The sequence below is a fragment of the Vibrio fortis genome (assembly GCF_000695685.1).
Lineage (GTDB): Bacteria > Pseudomonadota > Gammaproteobacteria > Enterobacterales > Vibrionaceae > Vibrio > Vibrio fortis_A.
Map to the genome: position 1 here is coordinate 194,280 of NZ_JFFR01000023.1, position 18,030 is coordinate 212,309.

Sequence of the window (18,030 nt, forward strand, 5' to 3'; positions counted from 1 at the left end):
ATAACTAAAACAAAACATTTGGTAGAACTCTACCCAACTCGAAAAGTACGAGTTTGCAAACACAACATCGCAGTGACTAAGCCAATTGATTCAGAGAGAATCAAGCCGTTCAGGCTAGTGACTGCGGGAGGAAATATAGAATTTCTCTAGCCGCTAAGCAATGGACAAATTATAATGTTTCAGATAAAAAAAACTAATGTCATTTTAGAGAGTAACTATGTCTCGTCGATTACCCCCATTAAACTCCTTACGAGTGTTTGAAGCTGCGGCTAGACACTTGAGTTTTACGCGTGCTGCAGAAGAGTTGTTTGTTACTCAGGCTGCGGTGAGTCACCAGATAAAATCATTGGAAGAGTTTCTCTCTTTGAAGCTCTTTCGCCGCAGGAATCGCTCTTTACTGCTTACCGAAGAGGGGCAGAGCTATTTCTTAGACATTAAAGACATCTTCACATCGCTTGCTGAGGCGACCGATAAGGTGCTTGAGCGCAGTGAGAAAGGTGCATTGACCATCAGCTTGCCACCAAGCTTTGCGATTCAATGGTTGGTACCTCGTCTGGCGGACTTTAATCAACAAGAGCCTGATATTGACGTTCGTATCAAAGCGGTAGATATGGATGAGGGGTCGCTGACAGACGATGTTGACGTTGCGATTTACTATGGGCGAGGTAATTGGCCGGGCCTTCGAGCCGATAAACTTTATCAAGAATATCTGATCCCACTGTGTGCACCTTCAATTCTATTGGGCAATAAACCATTAGAATCACTAAGTGATTTGGCATGTCATACGCTATTGCATGATACCTCTCGTAAAGATTGGAAACAGTTTGCAAAACAAAATGGCATTGATGGGGTTAACGTTAATCACGGTCCTATCTTTAGTCACTCAACCATGGTGTTGCAAGCCGCCGCTCACGGCCAAGGTATCGCATTAGGCAACAACGTATTAGCGCAGCCTGAAATTGAAGCTGGGCGTCTCATCGCCCCGTTTGATGAAGTGTTAATTAGTAAAAACGCTTTCTATGTCGTGTGTCATGACAAACAGGCAGACATGGGACGTATTGCGACGTTCCGTGATTGGATGTTGGCAAAAGCACAAAGTGAACAAGAGGAACTGCTCGATGAATAATTGGCTTATCGATGGTGAAGAGCATAGCCAGTACACCTTTGTGTTTGCTCACGGTGCAGGCGCAGGTATGGATCATGAATTCATGCAGTCAGTCGCTAAGGGACTGGCGTTTAAAGGCATTCGCGTGATTCGATTCAATTTCCCTTACATGATCAAACGTGCTGAAGATGGTAAACGTCGACCGCCAGATCGCGCGCCTAAGCTATTAGAGGCTTACCAAGAGGTGATTGAGCAAGTCGATGCCCAGACACTGGTTATCGGCGGTAAATCGATGGGTGGGCGTATGGCCAGTCACTTGTCTGAGCATGAGAAAGTGTCTGGTGTCGCTTGCTTGGGATTTCCTTTCCATCCGCCGGGTAAACCGGATAAGTATAAAGGTGAGCACCTAGCTGAGCTGAGTAAAGCGTGCCTTATCCTACAGGGGGAACGCGATACCTTTGGTAAGCGTGAAGAGTTTCCTGCGTTTAATCTCTCTGACTCGGTGTCTGTTGAGTTTATTCCGGATGGTGACCATAGCTTCAAGCCACGTAAGAGCTCAGGGCATACTGAACAGCAAAACATTGCACTAGCGGTCGAGAAACTGGCTAAGTTCATTAAAGGAGCCATCGATGAAAAGTAAGGGACTGCTTACCTTTGCAGGCGCATCGGGTGCGACTGCGGTGATGCTTGGGGCATTTGCAGCACACGGGCTTAAATCTCAGCTAGCCCCTTATCTATTGGGTGTGTTCGAAACCGGTGTCTTGTATCAGTTCATCCATACCTTTGCGATTGTGGCGTGTGCTATCTTGCTGCGATTGAAACTTGGTGCTAAATCACAAAAATATTTTTTCATTGCGGCAATTTGCTTTATCATCGGCATCCTTTGTTTTAGTGGCAGCCTCTATGCGCTGGCGCTGACAGGAATTAAATGGTTTGGTCCAATAACGCCGTTAGGTGGACTACTATTTATCATTGGTTGGGGAGTCTTCTCCTTCGCTGCTTTGAATATAAAAGAGGTAACTCAGTGAAACACGTACTACTTTATTGTCGCTCTGGTTTTGAAAAAGAATGTGCTGGCGAAATTCAAGACAAAGCAACACAGCTGGAAGTGTTTGGTTTTCCTCGCTTAAAAAACAATACTGGCTTTGTATTGTTTGAGTGTTATCAAGATGGCGAAGCGGATCGTTTGATCAAAGAAATTGATTTCCAATCGCTGATCTTTGCTCGTCAAATGCTAGCAGTAGCCGTTGAAATCAAAGAACTGCCAAAAGGTGATCGCATCTCTCCAATCCTTGATGAGCTGGCAGACAAAGAAGGTTTCCCACGCTGTGGCGACATTCGCATCGAAACGCCGGACACAAACGAAGCGAAAGAACTACTGAAGTTCTGTCGTAAGTTTACCGTGCCGATGCGTCAAGCGATGCGTGGCAAAGGCTTGATGACCGCGAAAGATAATCCGAAGAAGCCAGTACTTCATCTGTGTTTCATTGCTCCGGGTCACTGCTTTGTTGGTTACTCTTACCCGAGCAACAACTCTCAGTTCTTCATGGGTATCCCACGTCTTAAGTTCCCTGCAGACGCGCCAAGCCGTTCAACGCTAAAACTTGAAGAAGCATTCCACGTATTCATTCCACGTGATGAGTGGGATGAGCGCCTTGCTCCGGGTATGTGGGGTGTAGACTTAGGTGCTTGTCCGGGCGGTTGGACTTACCAACTGGTGAAGCGCTCTATGTTCGTTCACTGTGTTGATAACGGCATGATGGCTGATAGCCTGATGGAAACAGGTCAAATCAAACACCACATGGTAGATGGCTTTAAATTCGAACCAGACCGTAAGAACGTTACTTGGATCATCTGTGACATGGTTGAGAAGCCTGCTCGTGTTGCACACCTCATGGGTGAGTGGATCATCAAAGGTTGGGCGAAAGAAGCACTGTTCAACCTCAAGCTGCCGATGAAAGGTCGCTATGATGAGGTTCTACAAGATATCGAGAATCTGAAGCAGTTCCTAATCGAAAATAAAGTGAAGTTTAAGATGCAGGCGAAGCACTTGTACCATGACCGTGAAGAGATTACGGTACACATTCAGTCGCTTTCAAACATCTCTCCGCACTAAGCGAAACGATGACGTTAAACGCTCCTATTTAGGAGCGTTTTTTGTTTATCGACCATCACTTAGGACAATCGAATTAGTTACGGATGACGATAATTTGTGCCTACTCTGGTGTTGGCCACATCTCCCATAGCATTGCCTCCATTGAGTTTTCAACGTCGTCACTGGTATTGGCAAAGAAGTCTAAGTTGGTGCGCTCCTCTACGTCATCAATGGTCGTGACAAAGTTGACAAGTTCACTACCGGATACATCTCGGTGAGGCACGATAAATGCGATGGCATCGTTGTAATATGGGTCCAAGATAACTTTGTAAAATGCACTTGGGATGACAACACCATCTCCAATAGAGGCTTCATTGCCTTCGTATATAGGACCCGTCACGACATACAATTCTTGGTACTCGTTCGCGAGATCTCTTACATGCTCCTCTAATAATCGCCAACCGACACGGTTAAAGCCAGGAAGTTGTGGAGACATGTTGCTTAACAAGAAGCTCTCTTGCATTGATTGTTGGCTGAAATCCATCGCTGCGGACGGCGCAAGATGTCCACGATCGTACCCTGATTTGGAATAGTCACTTAATATGGATTGTGCATACTCGGGTAGCTCAGCATCAGCCTTGAAGTTATTACTGCGCTTGAATTGCGCATTCACGCTTTCTTTGGTGACATGATACGCCACCCAATCAGCATTCTTGGTTTGATAGTTGTAGCCGACTGCATATCCTGTCCGGCACAGCACTTGATCGCTGTTGTTAGAGGGCATGCCTTTAACAAGGTGTTCTCCACATGTTTCCGATGCGGAACTAAAAGGGGCGACATGCAGCAAGAGGGTAGTGAGTGAAATTAGTAGTATTTTTTTCATTGTGTTTCTCCTTATTGGAGCAATGAAAATAAATACTTATATCAACAAGACTGTGATGGCGGTTAAAAGTTAATCAGCACTTGGTAAGGTATTGATTAACTTTATTAAAAGCTTGTGAATGTAAAGGAGAACACAACAGGATTGATTAACATGCAATGAGGTTAATCAGCGCTGTTATTGAAGCGGATATCTTGAAGGTTGAACCCTAATTCGATGTCGGTTTTCAACGCGGAAACCTGCTTACATACACGTGCAGACTTAATGTGTTCATCGAACTTCTTGCGATATTTTTTCGGCAGGTCTTCAGCTAGGTAGGCTGCTTCAATATCTGGGTAGCTGGTTAAGATCTCTTTGGCTGCCTTAGGCCCAACACCAGGAATTCCCGGTACTTGACTAGAGCTCACGCCGGTTAAGCCCCAGTAATCTGCAAGCTGGCTCGGTTTAACCCCGAACTCAGCCTCGATAAAGGGAGTGTCTAACCAACGGTGTTGGAAATAATCGCGAATTTGTAGAGTGGGAGAGAGCAGCTGACAGTAGCCTTTATCGGTTGAGATAATGGTTACTGTTTGACCGCGGTCTGCTACTTTCTTGGCAAGCGTTGCGACCAAATCATCCGCTTCGTCCCCATCGGATAACAGAGAGTCGATACCTAGATCCCACCAAGCTTGTTGAATGGCATCTAATCCTGCCATTAATGGCTCAGGCATTGGTTTACGGTTCTCTTTGTAGCTCGGTAGAATCTCTGCGCGCCAGCCACGATCTTGTAGGTGGTGATCAAACACCGCAATGATATGACTTGGTTTCGACTCTTTGATGATGTTATTTAGCGTTCGCGTAGTCGTGGTGATAGTTCTTGTTATATCGCTTGGATCCGGCTGTGCAGAGTGAACGCGACGGATGAGGTTAAGGGCATCGATAATAACAAGATGGATAGACATAAGTTTCCAATAACTAAGCAATAAATAAAGGGGCGGATGAACTCGCCCCTTATAGTAACGTATCGCTTAAGCAGTTGAAATGCTCTGTGCAGAATGGTCAGTCGTTGTTTTGTGCAATCTTATAACACGGTACGTAATCGGTGCCGCCCGGCAACTTCATACGATGCTGCTCTACAAAGTCGTTGAGCAGTCTATCCATTTTCGCCATTAGCGCTTTATCGCCATCAATGATGAATGGGCCGTGTTTTTCAATCTCTAGAATGCCTTCTGCTTTGACGTTACCCGCCACAATGCCTGAGAAGGCTTTACGTAGATTTGCCGCTAAGTTTTCTGCCTTCTGATCCATGTGCAGATCGAGTGCCGCCATAGACTCATGAGTTGGGTCAAATGGCAGTTGGAACTCAGGCTCAATATGCAGTGACCAGTTATAGCTGTACGCATCTCCGGTCTCTTTACGGTGTGAACGCACTGCTGGCATCGCTTGCTTCATGATTTTCGCCGCTTTAGCAGGATCATCAATCACGATCTCATAGTGTTTCTGAGCTTCTTCACCCAGTGTCTCACCGATAAAGCGATCGATTGAGCGGAAATACTCTTCACTCTCTTTCGAACCCGTTAGTACAATCGGCATTGGCTGATCGGCATTGTTAGGGTGCATCATGATACCTAGGATATAGAGCAGCTCTTCTGCTGTACCCGGACCACCAGGGAAGATGATGATGCCATGTGCCATACGAACAAAGGCTTCGAGACGCTTCTCGATGTCCGGCATGATCACTAACTCATTTACAATTGGGTTTGGCGGCTCAGCAGCAATGATCGACGGCTCGGTTAAGCCAAGGTAACGGTGCTCAGTGTAACGCTGCTTAGCATGACCAATGGCCGCACCTTTCATTGGGCCTTCCATCGCACCGGGACCACAACCAGTACAGATATTGAGTTCACGCAGGCCAAGCTCGTTGCCCACTTCGCGAGTGTACTGATACTCGCTGGCATTGATGGAGTGACCGCCCCAGCAAACAACCAAGTTGGGTTCAATGCCCGGCGTTAATGCGCCTGCGTTTCTTAAGATACCAAATACCAAGTTGGTGATATGGGTGGCATTGGTCAGGTTGAGCCTTTGGTTATCGGCAAGGTGCATGTTGACGTACACAATGTCACGCAACACTGAGAATAGATGTTCTTGAATACCCTTGATGATCTCACCATCAACAAAGGCGTGCTCAGGCGGATTGTGCAGTTCGAGCTTAATGCCGCGCTCACGCCTTACCACCTCAACATCGAAAGAGAGGTATTTATCCAGCAGCTCTTTTGAGTTGTCGGTGTGGCTGCCAGAGTTAAGTACCGCTAGGGTACAGTTACGATACAGTTGGTATAGATCACTGGATGCGGTTTTCTTAAGGCGCTCAACTTCAAGTTGAGAGAGTAAATCCATGCTACCGGCAGGACTGATATGAGTGATCATAGTGCCTCCTTGTTGAATAAGAGTTGGGGAGACAAGATGCGACGTCACCCTCAAACTCGGGAGTAGTGAAGCAAGGTATACAAAGCCAGAGGGCGTTTGATGATAATCACGTTATTCTATGCCTTGCTAAATGGTCTTGGCACAGGCTTGATCGCCAGAAAGGCTTGTTAAGCAAATGTTAACCATTAGCTTAGCAAACATTTTCCTATTTGGTATGTGATAAGTATTTGAAAAAGAGAAATAATTTCTCAGAGAGAGGCAGTTATTGCCAAACGAGCTGGTTAGTACCGCGCTGTTTTGCCTTAGTTAGGATGCGATTTAGGCGCTCAAGCACCTCTTCAGGCGTATCTGATTGGCTGAATTGAGTACTTGCCGCACATAGAGTGATGGTAATCTGCTGATCACGGAACTTAAACGGCAGTCGGCTCACTTGTGTCTGAATGCTCTGAATCACTTGATGGCAGTATTCATCGTTCTGCTCTGGTAGCAGGAGAATAAACTCTTCACCTGAGAAACGCGCCACAGTGTCAGTCTTAGACAGCTCTTTGGTCATGGTGCGAGCGATGATCTTCAGAGCTTTATCACCCGCGGTGTAACCGAAGCTATCGTTGATGGCTTTAAAGTTATCGATATCAAGCAGAACCACACGCAGCGAGTGCTGAGCACGAATCCAACGACGATACTCTAACTCGAGACGGTCGGTAAACGCGGTGCGGTTGTAGACCTTAGTCAGTGGGTCAAGCAACATACGTTGCGCCTGATCTTCAAGGCGACGACGGTAGTCTTGAGTCACTTCGTATAGGGAGTCAAGTTGGGTCTTGCCATAACTCATACGATCGATCAGAGCCTGCTCTTTTTGCTCGGCGTGGCTAAGCCTTTCAGAGAGCGATGCGATCTCATTCAACAGTGGGGTGATAGACTGTTTAAGCACTTGAATATCTGTAGCTTGTTCGACAGATTGCTGGCTCTTGCCTACTAGATTGCCGAGCTCGTTGTTAAGGCTTTGACGGTGTTCAAAGTAGGTTTGGCTTTGGTCACTGTTTTGGTCGGCTGTTTTAATGCTTGCTGAGAGAGAAGCATTCAGTTGTTCAATGAACTGCTCTGACTTTTTACGCTCTAGATTAGTCCCTTCTATCACCAACTTTAACACTTGTAGTGTCAGTTCAAACAGGTTTTCAGTCGTAACACCTAGGAGCAGCTTGGCACGAATATCAATTAACAAGTCACCAGATTCACCCTCAAAATCGAGTTCAGTGATCAGGTGTTGCAGTTCCGTTGAAAGATCGGAGAGTACAGCTTGTTCTGGGGAGTTATCGGTGTCAGAAAAATGAGAACGGGAATTAGTCGCCATGATTTTCACTGCGCGTTCGTAGATGCTGAGCAGTTTCATTGCATGGTCGATTTTCTGACTGCCATTGCCTTCAGAAAAACTCAGTAGATTACGCAGGTCGCGTTTAATCTGAGCCGGTAGGCCCGTCACGCGCTGCAGAGTTTCACCACTGTGCTTGATGCTTTGGTCTAAATATCCGTTCTGTTTTTCCATAGCCACCGTTTTTTGTTTTAGCATGCGCTCCAAAACAGCCAACTTCGGAATCATTGAGCTGACATCTTTCTGTTTTTGCAGCGCTTCCCTAAGGGCGATTAAATTTTCATCAAGGTGGTCATTGGTGCCGACACAAGCATCGCTTAAAGATGTGACAATACGTTTAAGGACCTTTTGTTCACGTATGAACTTGAACGAGGTGTCTCTCTGATTCAGACGCGCCTGATCTAACTGAGTTTTCAGTTGATGCAGCTGAGCCTGTATGTCTTGTTCGAGAATGCCCATAGGTCAATAAATTAGTGCCACGTAGATCGATTACGATCGCTTTGATGAAATGCCAATCTATCGATAATAACAAAACTAAAAATAAGGTCACTGTTTCGAACGATTAACCGCTCGCAAATCACTCATCTTTTAGCATTTTTTTGATATTGTCCTCATTCTGATAAGAGGATTGTATTTTTATTAACCCTTGATTAATAGCGATTTTACACGCTTCTCTTATGTTACCAGTTGCAAGGCTCGCTGCTGGCGCATTGTCGATAGCCTTCAAATAGACCCATTGGCTGCTGCGCTCTTTGAGGCTCACTTCACGCGCAATGTTGGTCGACATCAGCAGCACGTCGAGTAGCTCTTGGTCATTGATTGCGGTATAGGCGCGCGGCAAGAATGGGTAGTCAGCAATACCAACGCGAATGGTACGATTCATATTTCGCTCTGGTTCAAAGTCAGAGATCCAAGATTGAATCTTGCGGAACATCGCCTCTGGAGATGCATCTCGGTCTGAATTTGGCTCGATGTATAACAAATTCGCATCAGAGAAGTGATAGATACGTGACGGTCCATCAAGCTTGGTTTTCAGATATTCGCCAAACGCATCTTCGAGCTCAAGACCTGCTTTATAACCATTTTGTGTATACATGTTGCGCAGGAATGGCAGGTCAATCATCACAAAGCGCAGGCGGTCATTTAGCGGCTCATGAATCAGTTCACCAAGCTGCCACTGCTCGAAAGTCTGGCTGGTCTGTTCAAGCGAATTAGACAGCTTAGCGTTGAGCATTCTTAGGTTTGGCAGTTTAGAGCGTGAGTGAGTAAAGAGGTCGGTACTCAGGCGATCATTTTCTCTGACTTGGCTCTGAATGATGTAGCCACGGCGTAGCACAAAGAAAAACAAGATGATGCTGAACAGGAATAGCGCAAAAGAGATCTTCTGGAACTTGCGGTGCTCCTCTTTGTACAGCTCTAGCTCTTCCGCTTGTCCGGCATAGTGCAGGGTACGCTCCGCAAACTCTTTTTGCTGGCGGAAGGCATCCTCACTGATTCGGTTGAGGTTCTGTTGCTCAAGTGAGATCAGAGAGGTGTATTGTTTGAGGTTCTCTAGCGCCTTTTGAGGCTGTTGTGCCTGCTCATAACCCAATGAAAGTAGGTGGTACGAGCGCTGTGACAGACGCATATTCTCAACTTGTCGTGAGATATCCAGTGCACGCTGAGCGTATTTGATCACTTGGTCGCTGTCTTGAAGGTGGTAAGCAAGTCCTGCTGAAAGCAAAGCCGCTCGCCCTTCTAGCTGAAGGTTGTCAGTGTACTCCAGCAGTTCCAGTGCTCGCGATAGGTATTGCTCTGCTAATGGGTAGTTATAAAGGCGCAGGTAGGTCGCTGATAGACTCAGACGGATATCAATGACTTGGTTAATATCGCGGTCGGTACTCTCATGATCCAAAACGTTGAAGAAGTGGACTAGAGCAAGGTTGTACTTACCTTGGAAGTAGTACACATCACCCATCTTTTTCAGTACTTGAGCCAGAATAGGTGAGTTTTCGAAGTTGTCATAAAAGTCGGCTGCTTGTGAAAGGTGCTCAACCGCCTTATCCAAAACCTGTCTTTCAAAAAAGAGCTGTGCTAATAAGCGGTTCACCTTTGCTAAACGTGCACTCAGGTTTCCTTCAACCGATTTCCAATAACCGTAAAGTAACTCAGACAGCGCGTGGTTGTACTCTTTGTGCGTCAGATAAAACTCACCCACTGCAATGTGGTAGTCGATGGTGACTTTCTCGGAGTAACGCTGATCTAGGAAGGCTTTAGCTCGTTGATATAGGCTTTCAGCTTCATCAATTTGGTTCTCGTATGAAGCGATTTCAGCCTTAAGCATAATTAAGCGGTAGGTAATGCCTTCGGTCAAACGCAGGGTTTGGCTGATCGATTGGAGACTTGCTTCAATGCTAGTCAGTACTTCTTTGGCTTGTGCTGATTTACGGTTATTAAGCCACAACAAGCGCGTCTTTAAGATCTCAAGGTCAAGCTCTAAGTACTGAAGTTTGTAGGTTTTTGCTAGCTCGCTTGCGGTTTCGATATGCTGAATTGCAATGCGAGTATGCCCTAAGTTGAACTCTGCCTTAGCAAGGATCTTATAGGCATCAATACTGCTATTCGGGGTACGAATGGAAGAGTCCGTCTCTTCGCGAGAAATGGCGGATGGGCTTTTTTCGCTTTGATCGGACAGGACACGAAGCGTTAGATAACTGTTGGCCATCTGTTTGGCTCGGCTTGGTTCTATCTCAACCAAGTTATTGGCTTCGTTAAGTAGAGCCGATGAGTATACCGAGGCGCTAACAGAAGCACTTAAGCTAACAAGCAGCAGGCCAATAAAAGTTAACCAACGCATTTTATTTTCCTTTAAGTCGAACTGTAGATATAGAGATGAAATACAGAGTTAGAGGCGAAATCTTCCAATGATTTACTGACGAGCCATACGCATGTTGTGAGCAGGCTTATCCTGTTCTGTTGAGCGGTATGGGTTGATGTCTAAGCCGCCGCGACGAGTATAACGAGCAAACACCGTCAGTTTTGTTGGTGCGCAGTACTTCATGATGTCTGTGAAGATGCGCTCCACACACTGCTCGTGGAACTCGTTGTGTTCGCGGAAAGAGACAAGATAACGTAGCAGTGCTTCGCGGTTGATTTTCGAACCTGTGTAGGCAATTTCCACGCTACCCCAGTCTGGCTGATTGGTGATCAGGCAGTTAGACTTTAAAAGGTGGCTATGAAGAGTCTCTTCAACGTGCTCTTGCTCAGCGGCACCTTCTAAGATTGATGCCTCGAAGTCGTAACTGGTGATCTCAATATCCTGCTCATCAATGCAATCGCCTTGCATAGTAACAATCGGTTGATTGGTGTAATCAGTCACTTTGTTTACGTTAACCAGTACAGTTTCACCTGCACATGCTGACAAGTCTTGAGTCAAGCGCTCAGTTACCGCTTCCCAATCAGAGAAACGTGTCTGGTTGTAGCTGTTTAGGTAAAGCTTGAAAGATTTTGATTCAATGAGATTCGGACTTGTTGCTGGAATGAAAACTTCACCCACAGCCACCTGAGGTAGACCTTTGTCATTCAGCCATGACAGTTCATACATAGTCCAGATATCGTGACCAATGAATGGCAGTTCGTCGCCTAAAGCGAGGTCATCACGGTTCAAGCTACGTGGAACAGGCTGCAGTAGGCTGACATCATATTGGTTAGCGTACTCAGTTTTTTGACCTAGGGTTAAACCCGCTAGCTCTTTAGCGTCAGAATATTTGCTCATACTTTCGTTTCAAATTCGATTAGAATGGGGGCGATTTTACTGAATCCCCATTACTGTGTCATTAGGTCATCGCTTAATCGACGTGGAAAGGTGCCCGATTCTAATTATTATTTTCGCTTTAGGAGATTTTCATGACTCAACGTGCCCAAGACGCACTACTTTCATTCAGTCAGCAGTATGTCGATGCTTGGCAGCAGCAACATCAATCTTTACCTCGTAGTGAAGAGCTAGCAGATCTGGTTTCTCCATGCGTTGAAGAAAAGTTGTCGGGTGCTGTGTTATGGAAAAACTATCCTCGCGAGCAACATGCAGATTTTACCAACGTTGAAAATGGTATTGAATTGTCACTGCATGAAGATATTAAGACATTCTACGGCGCGCAGTACAGTGCAGATATGGATGCGACCTTTGATGGCAACCCTTTGACATTACTACAAGTTTGGAGCGATGAAGATTTTGTTCGCCTTCAAGAAAACATTCTTGGGCACCTAGTGACTCAGCGCCGTTTAAAGCTTAAGCCGACGGTATTTATTGCCGCTACAGATGCCGATATGGACGTGATCTCTATCTGTAACCTGACAGGTAATGTCATTCTTGAGCGCCTAGGTACCAGCAACCGTGATGTACTGACAGAGACGCTGGCTGAATTTTTAGAGAAATTGGAACCGGCTGTTTAAGATGTACGTTGTAGAACTTCAATTCGAGTGTTTTGATAACACCACTATTAGCGCGGTCGATAAGGCAATCAATGGTCTGATGGATGCGCTGCGTTATAACGGGCAGGTATTAGGCCGTGAGTTCCCGATTGTGATGGGCGAGGGTGAGTTCTTTGTCCGTGTTGTTTGCCCGGAACAAGATAGTCTACACCCAAGAAACCACTCAGATTTTGTAAAGGTTTGCTTTAACCGTTTATCCGAAGCGAGCTTGCTAGCGCCGAAAATGCGCATGCTCGGCCGCGACCTAAACTCCGAAGAAGCAGCCGAAGATGAACAGCCAAGTTGGCAAGTGCTTTACACCACTTATGTTCATACTTGCTCGCCGCTGCGTAGCGGTGAAACCTTGTTGCCAATCCCACTTTATCGCAATCCGCCGACCTCCAACGGTGACCATAAAGCGGTAGTGAAGTGGCAAACTGAGTGGCAGGCGTGTGACGAAATTCAGATGGCTGGTGGCTGTCGTGCTGAGCACGCGGCGCTGCATGAAATTTGCGATGCTGACAGTGTGCTGTTCAAGCGTGGTTGGGATCTGCGAGGTCGTTTAGAGTACTTGTCAAAAGTGCCGACATATTACTATCAGTACAGAGTCGGCGGTAAGAGTCTTGCGGATGAGCAAGCTAGAAAGTGCCCGAAGTGTGGTGGTGAGTGGCTGTTGGATGAACCGCTTCACGATATATTCCATTTTAAATGTGATGACTGTCGTATCGTTTCCAATATGTCATGGGATCATATCAAATAGCTCTTTAAGTTGATGTGTATGTAAGTAGTCACTATCAACTTGGTCTTTATTTTAAAAGCCCTTTCACTATGGTGTGAGGGCTTTTTCTTTGCCCTGTTTTCTCTTTTCATATTAATATCTTAGTTGCATATCTCTGTTTTTATTTCCCGTCCCTTCGTTTCTTAAATCGACAAAAAATATTCATTCCAATAATCCAATCTGTATCAACTTTAGCCTTCATCAATAGTTATCTGGATCACAATAATCTATCTAATAACTTCCTTTTTATAATCTTGCCAATATAAATGGGATCGATCCCATGGGAATGTTCCCATTTATAAGATGATAAGTTCAATCATTGATACGAAAGGAATGGATTATGAAACTGTTACCAATTGCCGCTGCCCTTACTTCTGTTTTAGTTACTCCCACTTTACTGGCTGAGACGGCACCATTGGAATTTAATGGCTACATGCGTGGCGGTGTCGGAATGAGTGACAACGGCGGCTCAAATAGCAAATGGGAAGTGAATAAAGTAGGTCGTTTAGGCAACGAAAATGACCTATATGGCGAGTTTGGTTTTAAGAAAGAGCTGTTCAATGATGAAGAGTCGACTTTCCTAATTGATTCGATGTTGGCTTACTGGGAAGGCCAAGATGAGAACGCGAAAGATCGCAATGTGGAAGTGGTACAGCTGAATATCCAAGCGACGGGTCTGTTCGACGACAAAGACATTACTATGTGGGCTGGTGAGCGTTACTACCAACGTCATGACGTGCACATCATCGATAACTATTACTGGGATGTGAGCGGTATTGGTGGTGGTGTTGAGCACATTAACTTAGGCCCAGGTAAACTCTCTCTGGCTCTCATTCAAGACACAGTGACGGGCGACGTTGATGATGGGAAAGAGACGACAGCAATGATTGCCGATGTTCGCTACGCGGGTATCCCACTATGGAAAAATGCAGACTTAGAGCTAGGTGCTGACTTTAACTTTGGCAAAGAGAAGAAAGACCAATCGCTTGATGCTGATGATAGCGTGATGCTGACAGCAAGCCTAAACCAGAACTTACCGACTGGATTTAACAAAACCATCTTGCAAGTTGCAAACTCTGGTTATGCTGAGCAGATGACGACCTTCGGTACAGGCAGTAACTTGGTGCGTGATGAAAACAACAACAACGCTGAAGGCTTCCGCTTGATCAACTGGGGCGTAGTTTCAATTGGCGATAACATCGAATTTGGTCACACGGTTCGCTATGCGTATGCGACGGATGTAGGTGCGAATAACACCAAAGATGAGTCGTTCAGTGCCGTTATTCGACCACTATATAAGTGGGATGAGAAAATGCGTACTGTGCTAGAGCTGGGTGGCTTCGTTGAGAAAATTAATAACCAAGATGGTGCCGGCGGTAAATTTACAGTGGCACAGGCTTGGGTTCCTAAAACGGGTTTCTGGGCGCGTCCTGAGTTCCGTATCTTCGCAACCTACATCCATGATGCAGAGAATGACGATGCATTCGGTACTGGCGAGAACAGTGAAGTGAGTCTTGGTATGCAGGTAGAAGCTTGGTGGTAATTCACACCATATAGCTACTCGTAAAATATCGGGCAAAGAAAAGGGCTGACATGATGTCAGCCCTTCATTATTGAAGTTAGTGAAAAGCGTGGATTACCAGCCTTTTACTACGCCACCTTGGAAGATGTCAGACGCTGCGTTGTACACTTCTTCAGTTTGGTAAGCTTTCACGAAGTTTTGTACGTTTTCTGCGTTTAGGTTCTCTTCACGTGAAACGATTAGGTTTACGTATGGAGATTCTTTGTCTTCAACGAAAACGCCATCTTTTTGTGGAGTTAGGTTGATAGAGCTTGCGTAAGTTGTGTTGATGATAGATAGCGCTACGTCATCCAGTGAACGTGGAAGTTGTGCTGCGTCTAGTTCAACGATAGTTAGGTTCTTTGGGTTACCTACGATGTCACGAACAGTTGCTAGAAGGCCAACACCATCACGTAGTTCTAGTAGACCTTGTTGCTCAAGAAGCAGTAGAGAGCGACCTAGGTTTGTTGGATCGTTTGGTACTGCGATACGTGCACCGTCTTCAATTTGGTCAACAGAAGTTACTTGCTTAGAGTAACCCGCGATTGGGTAAACAAATGTGTTGCCCGCAATAGTTAGCTTGTAGCCACGGTCAGCAACTTGCTGATCTAGGTATGGCTTGTGCTGGAAAGCGTTGATGTCGATTGAACCATCATCCAGTGCTGCGTTTGGTGTTACGTAGTCTGTGAACGTTACTAGCTCAACGTCTAGACCAAATTTCTCTTTTGCAACTTTAGCTGCTACTTCTGCTACTTGAGCTTCTGCACCTGCCATAACGCCGACTTTAACTTTTGATGTGTCGATCTCTTTCTCGCCACAACCAGTTAGTACTAGTGCTGATGCCGCTGCTGCGATAGCAAGTAAACTTTTTAGGCTGAATTTCATAATAATCTCCTTTTAATACATCTTTTTATCTGTGATCAACACGGCGAACAATCGAGTCACCAATGGATTGAATGATTTGAACTAGAACAATCAGCATCACAACCGTGACAGCCATAATCGTTACATCATAGCGGTGGAAACCATAGCGAATCGCTACGTCACCGAGACCACCACCGCCCACGGTACCTGCCATTGCAGAGTAGCTTACTAGGGTCACTAGTGTGATGGTTACTGAATTGATAATAGTGGGTAACGCCTCTGGTAGCAGAACTTTTGTGATGATCTGCGTTGGCGTTGCGCCCATAGATTGTGCTGCTTCAACAAGCCCAGTTGGGACTTCCAGTAGCGCACCTTCAATAAGACGAGCCACAAACGGGATTGCGCCAATAGTTAGAGGAACAATCGCTGCTGTTGTACCGATAAAGGTACCGATCAGTAGCTTAGTTAATGGGATGATAGCGACCATCAATACTAGGAAAGGGACAGAACGGCCCACGTTCACTATCGCGCCAAGAATTTTGTTTAGCTTGGTGTTTTCTAGCAAGCCACCTTTTTTAGTGGTGTGCAGAATAACGCCAAGTGGAATACCCACAGCAAAGCCCACGATGCCAGCAACGGCTACCATGTATAGCGTTTCCCAAGTTGCGCCAAGTAGTAGGTTTCCGTTTAGGCTTAACCAATCTGTGATCTCATTAAAGGACATAGCCAAGTACCTCTACTTTTACATTGTGTTCACGTAGGAATTCGATTGCTGCGTTGTCGTCTGCTTCTGTGCCGAAAAGCTCTGCGACCATCATGCCGAACTTCACGCCACCGGCGTAATCGAGGTCAGAGCTTAAGATACTAACGTCGATGTTGAACTTACGAGCGATTTGAGTCATCAGCGGTGCATCAACGGTTGCACCAGTAAACTCAAGACGAACCAGAGGGTAGCTACCTTCAACGCGTGTTTTTTGCAGTCTCGCCTCGTAATCTTCTGGAATAGAAAGATCGAGTGTTGAGCGAATAAATTGATGCGCCAACTCTGTTTTAGGGTGCGCAAAGATGTCGCCAACGGTGCCTTTTTCTACCAATTCACCACCGCCGATGATTGCGACTTCATGACAGATGCTCTTTACTACGTCCATCTCGTGCGTAATCAATAGCATTGTGATGTTTAGCTTGCGGTTGATCTCTTTAAGTAGCTCAAGGATAGATTGAGTCGTTGCCGGGTCGAGTGCGCTTGTCGCTTCATCACACAGTAGCACTTTAGGGTCAGACGCCAATGCACGAGCAATAGCAACACGCTGCTTTTGACCACCACTTAGGTTTGATGGGTAGCTGTCGCGCTTGTCTGCAAGGCCAACCAGTTCAAGCAGTTGGCTTACTTTCTCTTCGATGATTGCCTTGTCTGTACCAGCAAGTTCTAGTGGTAGTGCAACATTATTGAACACGGTACGAGAAGAAAGCAGGTTAAAGTGTTGGAAAATCATACCGATATTGCGTCGTGCTTCACTTAGCTCTGATTTGCTTAGCTTTGTGAGGTCTACGCCATCAACAATCACTTCACCTGAGGTTGGTGCTTCTAGCATGTTTACGCAGCGGATCAGTGTACTTTTACCTGCACCTGATGAGCCGATAACGCCAAAGATCTGACCTTGAGGAATGTGAAGGTTAATGTCTATTAAGGCATTGATTTCTTTAGTGCCTTGATAGAAAACCTTGTTGACTTGATTCACTTTAATCATAAATAAACCTGTAACGGTGAACAGAATAATATGTTGATAGTTCGTTCGATTTACAGACGATGCTATGGCGTAACATGATCTAAGTCAATAGATATTTTTACGTCTAGACGTCTAAACGTAAAAATATCTATATCGAGCTCTGTAATTAGCAGGTGATGAAGCTACTAAAGCGTGCAATAATTAGTGATTAATAGAGAGTTGATTGAGAACCAAATTTTGTCAAAACCGGCTGTATTTTTAGATCGTGATGGCGTAATTAACGTAGACCACGGTTACGTGCATGATGAGCATGATTTCGAGTATATCGACGGCGTCTTTGAAGCGGCAAAAGCCTTCAAGGACATGGGATATCTTTTAGTATTGGTGACAAACCAATCAGGTATTGCTCGCGGTATGTTTAGCGAAGACCGCTTTCTATCGTTAACTCAATGGATGGACTGGAACTTCGTAGATAACGGCGTAGAGCTGGATGGCATTTACTACTGTCCACATCATGCAGAGCACGGTATTGGCGAATATAAGCAAGACTGCGATTGTCGTAAGCCAAAGCCTGGAATGTTCATTTCTGCGCGCGATTTCTTGAAGATCGACATGGCGAAGTCAGTGATGATTGGCGACAAAGCGGAAGATATGATGGCAGCAGAAGCTGCGGGCGTTGGCACTAAAGTGCTTGTTAGAACAGGTAAACCAGTAACTGAAAAAGGTGAAGCCTTAGCAAGCGTGGTCCTAGATAGCATTGCAGATGTGCCAGCTTACTTGAAGCGTTAATTCAACA

Annotated in this window: 17 protein-coding genes; 8 read left to right on the forward strand and 9 right to left on the reverse strand. The window is 45.7% G+C overall.

What is annotated here, in order from left to right; all coding sequences use genetic code 11:
- The first annotated feature begins 217 nt into the window (after positions 1–217).
- The 4 genes from VFDL14_RS09800 to rlmM are packed head-to-tail and all read left to right on the forward strand — an operon-like array spanning position 218 to position 3,221.
- Positions 218–1,126: a transcriptional regulator GcvA gene (locus VFDL14_RS09800; RefSeq protein WP_032551652.1), complete on the forward strand. Its 909-nt coding sequence runs from the start codon at positions 218–220 to the stop codon at positions 1,124–1,126.
- Complete coding sequence (locus VFDL14_RS09795) at positions 1,119–1,745, forward strand: alpha/beta fold hydrolase (RefSeq protein WP_032551653.1); 627 nt, start codon at positions 1,119–1,121, stop codon at positions 1,743–1,745. Before VFDL14_RS09800 ends, VFDL14_RS09795 begins: the two co-directional genes overlap by 8 nt.
- Positions 1,735–2,133 carry a DUF423 domain-containing protein gene (locus VFDL14_RS09790; RefSeq protein WP_032551654.1) on the forward strand — a complete coding sequence of 133 codons (399 nt, stop codon included), beginning with the start codon at positions 1,735–1,737 and terminating at the stop codon, positions 2,131–2,133. The genes VFDL14_RS09795 and VFDL14_RS09790 overlap by 11 nt, the downstream gene beginning before the upstream one ends.
- Positions 2,130–3,221 (forward strand): 23S rRNA (cytidine(2498)-2'-O)-methyltransferase RlmM, encoded by a 1,092-nt coding sequence (gene rlmM, locus VFDL14_RS09785; RefSeq protein WP_032551655.1) that lies wholly within the window; start codon positions 2,130–2,132, stop codon positions 3,219–3,221. Before VFDL14_RS09790 ends, rlmM begins: the two co-directional genes overlap by 4 nt.
- A 100-nt stretch (positions 3,222–3,321) precedes the next feature.
- Here rlmM and VFDL14_RS09780 read toward each other — a convergent pair whose 3' ends face one another.
- The 6 genes from VFDL14_RS09780 to queF all read right to left on the reverse strand — a co-directional run bounded on the left by VFDL14_RS09780 (position 3,322) and on the right by queF (position 11,609).
- A complete protein-coding gene (locus VFDL14_RS09780; protein WP_032551656.1) occupies positions 3,322–4,083 on the reverse strand; it encodes a DNA/RNA non-specific endonuclease in 762 nt (253 codons plus the stop codon).
- A gap of 161 nt (positions 4,084–4,244) precedes the next feature.
- Positions 4,245–5,021, reverse strand: coding sequence for a flap endonuclease Xni (xni, locus tag VFDL14_RS09775; RefSeq protein ID WP_032551657.1), 777 nt, complete (start codon positions 5,019–5,021; stop codon positions 4,245–4,247).
- A 97-nt stretch (positions 5,022–5,118) separates the two neighbouring features.
- Complete coding sequence (gene ppnN / locus VFDL14_RS09770; RefSeq protein WP_032551658.1) at positions 5,119–6,486, reverse strand: nucleotide 5'-monophosphate nucleosidase PpnN; 1,368 nt, start codon at positions 6,484–6,486, stop codon at positions 5,119–5,121.
- 262 nt (positions 6,487–6,748) lie between these two features.
- Complete coding sequence (locus VFDL14_RS09765) at positions 6,749–8,314, reverse strand: diguanylate cyclase domain-containing protein (protein ID WP_032551659.1); 1,566 nt, start codon at positions 8,312–8,314, stop codon at positions 6,749–6,751.
- Between the two features lie 118 nt (positions 8,315–8,432).
- Positions 8,433–10,691, reverse strand: a complete 2,259-nt coding sequence (locus VFDL14_RS09760) for a tetratricopeptide repeat protein (RefSeq protein ID WP_032551660.1) — start codon at positions 10,689–10,691, stop codon at positions 8,433–8,435.
- A gap of 72 nt (positions 10,692–10,763) precedes the next feature.
- Positions 10,764–11,609, reverse strand: coding sequence for an NADPH-dependent 7-cyano-7-deazaguanine reductase QueF (queF, locus tag VFDL14_RS09755; protein ID WP_032551661.1), 846 nt, complete (start codon positions 11,607–11,609; stop codon positions 10,764–10,766).
- Positions 11,610–11,740: 131 nt separating this feature from the next.
- Between queF and syd the strand changes: the two genes are divergently transcribed.
- The 3 genes from syd to VFDL14_RS09740 all read left to right on the forward strand — a co-directional run bounded on the left by syd (position 11,741) and on the right by VFDL14_RS09740 (position 14,625).
- Positions 11,741–12,286, forward strand: coding sequence for a SecY-interacting protein (syd, locus tag VFDL14_RS09750; protein ID WP_032551662.1), 546 nt, complete (start codon positions 11,741–11,743; stop codon positions 12,284–12,286).
- 1 nt (position 12,287) lies between these two features.
- Positions 12,288–13,064 carry a Zn-ribbon-containing protein gene (locus tag VFDL14_RS09745; protein WP_032551663.1) on the forward strand — a complete coding sequence of 259 codons (777 nt, stop codon included), beginning with the start codon at positions 12,288–12,290 and terminating at the stop codon, positions 13,062–13,064.
- 358 nt (positions 13,065–13,422) lie between these two features.
- Positions 13,423–14,625: a carbohydrate porin gene (locus VFDL14_RS09740; RefSeq protein WP_032551664.1), complete on the forward strand. Its 1,203-nt coding sequence runs from the start codon at positions 13,423–13,425 to the stop codon at positions 14,623–14,625.
- Between the two features lie 93 nt (positions 14,626–14,718).
- On the opposite strand, the gene metQ is transcribed toward VFDL14_RS09740, so the two are convergent.
- The 3 genes from metQ to metN are packed head-to-tail and all read right to left on the reverse strand — an operon-like array spanning position 14,719 to position 17,255.
- Positions 14,719–15,528: a methionine ABC transporter substrate-binding lipoprotein MetQ gene (metQ, locus tag VFDL14_RS09735; protein ID WP_032551666.1), complete on the reverse strand. Its 810-nt coding sequence runs from the start codon at positions 15,526–15,528 to the stop codon at positions 14,719–14,721.
- A gap of 25 nt (positions 15,529–15,553) precedes the next feature.
- Positions 15,554–16,231 carry a methionine ABC transporter permease gene (locus tag VFDL14_RS09730; protein ID WP_032551667.1) on the reverse strand — a complete coding sequence of 226 codons (678 nt, stop codon included), beginning with the start codon at positions 16,229–16,231 and terminating at the stop codon, positions 15,554–15,556.
- Positions 16,221–17,255, reverse strand: a complete 1,035-nt coding sequence (gene metN / locus VFDL14_RS09725; protein WP_032551668.1) for a methionine ABC transporter ATP-binding protein MetN — start codon at positions 17,253–17,255, stop codon at positions 16,221–16,223. Before metN ends, VFDL14_RS09730 begins: the two co-directional genes overlap by 11 nt.
- A gap of 216 nt (positions 17,256–17,471) precedes the next feature.
- Here metN and gmhB point away from each other — a divergent pair, with 216 nt between their 5' ends.
- Positions 17,472–18,023 carry a D-glycero-beta-D-manno-heptose 1,7-bisphosphate 7-phosphatase gene (gene gmhB / locus VFDL14_RS09720; RefSeq protein WP_032551763.1) on the forward strand — a complete coding sequence of 184 codons (552 nt, stop codon included), beginning with the start codon at positions 17,472–17,474 and terminating at the stop codon, positions 18,021–18,023.
- Positions 18,024–18,030: the final 7 nt, after the last annotated feature.